Source organism: Nocardia sp. NPDC002869, from assembly GCF_046764065.1.
In the GTDB taxonomy this organism is placed as follows: Bacteria; Actinomycetota; Actinomycetes; order Mycobacteriales; family Mycobacteriaceae; genus Nocardia; species Nocardia rhamnosiphila.
In genome coordinates, this window is the sequence record NZ_JBKOOL010000260.1 from 1 (window position 1) to 5118 (window position 5118).

At 64.7% G+C, this 5118-nt stretch carries 1 protein-coding gene; it reads right to left on the reverse strand.

Annotated elements, in window-relative coordinates; translation table 11 throughout:
• Positions 1–5118, reverse strand: a 5118-nt coding sequence (locus tag ACLML9_RS27695; protein ID WP_411948260.1) for an amino acid adenylation domain-containing protein, incomplete at both ends; no start/stop codon positions are given.

Below are 5118 nucleotides of genomic sequence, written 5' to 3' on the forward strand. Positions count from 1 at the left end.
GTCGAACCGGTTCAGGAACCACATCCGCTGCTGCGCCAGCGACAACGGCACCCGCTCCGGCCGCTCCCGCGGCGCCAGCACCGGCAGATCGCCACGCCCGGTGGCCGATTCCGCGGCGGCAGCCAGCGCGGCCACCGTGGAGGCCTCGAACAGCATCCGCACCGGCACCTGCACGTCCAGCGCCGCACTCAGGCGGGCCGCGACCTGGGTCGCGATCAGCGAGTTACCGCCCAGGGCGAAGAAGTCATCATCGGCACCGATCCGCTCGACACCGAGAACGTCGGCGAACACACCCGCCACGATCTCCTCGATCGGCGTCGACGCAGCCCGGAACTCCCGCGTCTCGAACACCGCAGCCGGCAGAGCCTTACGATCCAGCTTCCCCGAAGTGTTCAACGGGAACGCATCGAGTTCCATGACCACTGCCGGGATCATGTAGACGGGCAGCACATCCCGCAGCGACTCCAGCAACACACCGGAGACGATCTGCTCGCCGGGTGCGGGCACGACATAGGCGACCAGCTGCTCACCGAGCTCGGACGCCGCGACCGTCACCACGGCCTGGCTCACCGCCGGCTGCGCCAGCAGAGCCGACTCGATCTCGCCCAGCTCGATGCGCTGACCACGGAACTTCACCTGGAAATCGGTACGACCCAGGTATTCGAGCACCGGCAACGATTCGGTCCAGCCCTCGGTCGGCGAATCGCCGATCACATGAGTCCATCGGACCAGGTCGCCCGTGCGGTACATCCGCTGACCGGCGTCGAACGGACTCGCCACAAAACGATCCGACGACAGGTCGGGTCGGGTCACATACCCGAGAGCCAACTGATCACCCGCAAGATACAGCTCACCTGTGACACCGGCAGGGACCGGCCGCAACCGCGAATCCAACACATAGACACGGCTGTTCCACTGCGGCACACCGATCGGCACACTGCCCGACTCCGCACCGGTGGCCTGCCAATAGGTGATCGACACCGCGGCCTCGGTCGGACCATACAAATTGTGCACAGCCGCATCAGAAATCGCATGCATCGCCGTCACCGTCTCCGGCGGCAACGCCTCACCGATCACGAACACATGCTCGAGCGACGGAATCGAACCCGCCGCAGTATGCGCGGCGAACACACCCAGCATCGACGGCACGAAATCGGTCACCGTGACCTGCTGCTCGGCGATCGTGCGCGCCAAATATTCGGGATCGCGATGACCGTCCGGAGTCGCCACCACCAGATGCGCACCCGCCGCCAACGGCAGGAAATAACCCCACAAAGACACATCGAACGTCGTCGCCGTCTTCTGCAGATACACATCGTCCGCGCCCAGCGGGTACTGCGACAACATCCACGCGACCTGATTACCGATCGCCGAATGCGGAACCGCCACACCCTTCGGACGACCCGTCGAACCCGACGTGAAGATCACATACGCGGTGTTCGACGGCCGCACCGGCGCCAACCGATCGGCATCGGTCACCTGCGCCGAGTCGTAACCACCGGTCTCGAGGGTGTCCAACTCCAGCACCGGCACACCCGCACCCTCGGGCACCGCACCGGCGTCGGCCGTGGAGGTCAGCACACACAACGGCGACGCGGTATCGAGAATGTAACCGATCCGCTCCACCGGATGCGCCGGATCCAACGGCACATACGCACCACCGGCCGCGACAACGGCATACATGCCGACCACGAGATCGATCGACCGCGAAACCAGCAACCCGACCAACGTCTCCGGGCCCACACCCTGCGCAATCAGATGCCGCGCCAACCGGTTCACCCGACCCGCGAACTCGCCATAGGACAGACTTGTCCCCTCGAACGAGACAGCCACTCGCTCCGGGTACGCCGCGGCCGCGGCATCGAACCGATCCAGCAGCAGCCCTTCCGGGAGCGCATGCTCGGTGGCATTCCACTCCGCCAGCATCTTCGTGCGCTCGACCGGCGCCAGGATCTCCAGATCACCGACCGCCGTCTCCGGCGCGGCCAGGACCTCCTCCAGCAACCGCACGAACCGATCAGCGAACGCTTCGATCGTGGAGTGATCGAACAGATCCCGGGAATACGAGAGTGCGCCCTGCATAACGGCGTCCGCGGTGTCGCCGGTCCCCCGGAAATTGAACGAGAGATCGAACTTTTCCAGGCTGGTCTCGAATTCGACCGGAGCGACCCGCAGATCCGGCAGTTCGAAATGCCGGTCCGGCAGATTCTCGAATGACAGAGCAACCTGGAAAATCGGGTGGCGCGCCTGTGAACGTGCCGGATTCAGCACCTCCACCAGCCGCTCGAACGGCACATCCGCATGGGCGAATGCTTGCAGATCAGTATTCCGGACTTCTGCGAGTAATTCGGTGAAGGACATATCGCTGCGAACCGGGGTCCGCAACACCAATGTGTTGACGAACATGCCGACCAGGTTCTCCAGTGCCGCATCACCACGGCCGGCTACCGGAGTACCGACACCGATATCGGATTCTCCGGTGATCCTCGCCAGGAATACGGCCAGCGCACTGTGCACGACCATGAACGGTGAAGCATTGTGTCGCCAGCCCAGATCCACGATCCGGCGGCGGGTCTCCGGGCTGATCTCGAACGAATGAACGCCACCCGAGGAGGACGAAACGGCTGCGCGAGGTCGGTCCGCCGGAAGCACCAGCTCGTCCGGGAGGCCGGCCAGTTTCTCCTTCCAGTACCGCACCTGTTCGGAGATGAGCGAATTCGGATCGTCCTCCGAACCCAGCACCTCACGCTGCCACAGCGCGTAATCCGCGTACTGCACCGGAAGGCTCGCCCACGCCGGGGGTTCCCAGCTGACGCGTGCCGCGTAGGCGGCCATCACATCTCGTGCCAGCGGGCCCATCGACCAACCGTCGGCGGAGATATGGTGCACCACCATGCCGAGTACGTATTCGTTCTCGCTGATCTCGAAGAGCCGAGCATGCAGCGGTACCTCGACGGTGACGTCGAAGGCCATGGTCACCAGATCGATCAGATGATCGATGAGCCTGTCCTCGCGGATCAGGTACGGAGTCAGGTCCGGTACCACCTGAGCCGCGTCCAGGATCACCTGGACCGGTGCCCGGCCCTTCTGCGGGAACACGGTCCGCAACGATTCGTGCCGGTCGATCACATCGATGAAAGCAACCTGCAGGGCTGCGATGTCGAGATAGCCGGACATCCGGATCGCGATCGGAATGTTGTTGACCGCCGATTCGGTGTCGTACCGGTTGAGGAACCACATCCGCTGCTGCGCCAGGGACAACGGCACCTGCTCCACGACCTCGCCTGTGGGCAGGATCTGGATCGGGCGCTCCCGCGGCGTCAACGCCACGCGACCACTCGCACCGGCCTGTTCCACCCGCACAGCCAACGCCGCCACGGTCGGTGTCTCGAACAGCATCCGCACCGGCACGGTGGTATCCAGCGCAGCACCGAGGCGGGCCGCGACCTGGGTCGCGATCAGCGAGTTACCACCCAGGGCGAAGAAATCATCATCGGCACCGATCCGCTGCACACCGAGAACGTCGGCGAACACACCCGCCACGATCTCCTCGATCGGAGTCGACACAGCCCGGAATTCGCGCGTCTCGAACACCGGCGCCGGCAGGGCCTTACGATCCAGCTTGCCGGACGTGTTCAACGGGAACGCGTCCAACTCCATGACCACGGCCGGGATCATGTACACCGGCAGCACATCACGCAGATCGTCGAGCAGGGCAGCCGACACGATCTGCGCGCCCGGAGCGGGAACCACGTAGCCGACGAGCTGCTCACCCAGATCGGACGCCGCGACCGTCACGACCGCCTGGCTCACTGCGGGGTGCGCCAGCAGAGCCGATTCGATCTCCCCGAGCTCGATGCGCTGACCACGGAACTTCACCTGGAAATCGGTACGACCCAAATACTCCAGCACCGGCTGCGCACCCGAGTCCCCCTCGATACGCCGCCACCGCACCAGGTCACCGGTCCGGTACATCCGCCGACCCGCATCGAACGGGCTCGCCACAAAACGATCCGACGACAGATCCGGACGGGTCACATAACCCCGCGCCAGCTGATCACCCGCGAGATACAACTCACCCGTGACACCGGCAGGGACCGGCCGCAACCGCGAATCCAGCACATAGACACGGCTGTTCCACTGCGGCACACCGATCGGCACACTAGTGGTTTCCTGACCGGTGGCCTGCCAATACGTGATCGACACCGCGGCCTCGGTCGGACCATACAAGTTGTGCACAGCCGCATCCGAAATCGCGTGCATCGCCGTCACCGTCTCCGGCGGCAACGCCTCACCGATCACGAACACATGCTCGAGCGACGGAATCGAACCAGCAGGCGTATGGGCGGCGAACACACCCAGCATCGACGGCACGAAATCGGTGACCGTGACCTCTTGCTCGGCAATGACCTCCGCCAGGTAAGCCGGATCCCGATGACCATCCGGAGCCGCCACCACCAAATGCGCACCCGCCGCCAACGGCAGGAAATAACCCCACAAAGACACATCGAACGTCGTCGCCGTCTTCTGCAGATACACATCGTCCGCGCCCAGCGGATACTGCGACAACATCCACGCGACCTGATTCACGATCGCCGAATGCGAGACGGCCACACCCTTCGGACGACCCGTCGAACCCGACGTGAAGATCACATACGCCGTATTCGACGACCGCACCGGCGCCGACCGATCGGCATCGGTCACCTGCGCCGAGTCGTAACCACCGGTCTCGAGGGTGTCCAACTCGAGCACCGGCACACCGGTGTCCTCCGGCACTGCCACCGCATCAACAGTTGTGGTCAGCACACACAACGGTGCCGCGGTATCGAGAATGTAGCCGATCCGCTCCGCCGGATGCGCGGGATCCAACGGCACGTAGGCACCACCGGCCGCGACCACCGCATACATCCCGACAACCAGATCCAGCGACCGCGTCACCAGGAGACCCACCAGCGTCTCGGGACCGACACCCTGCGCGATCAGATGCCGCGCCAGCCGGTTCACCCGACCGGCGAACTCGCCGTAGGACAGACTTGTCCCCTCGAACGAGACAGCCACTCGCTCCGGGTACGCCGCGGCCGCGGCATCGAACCGATCCAGCAGCAGCCCTTCCGGGAG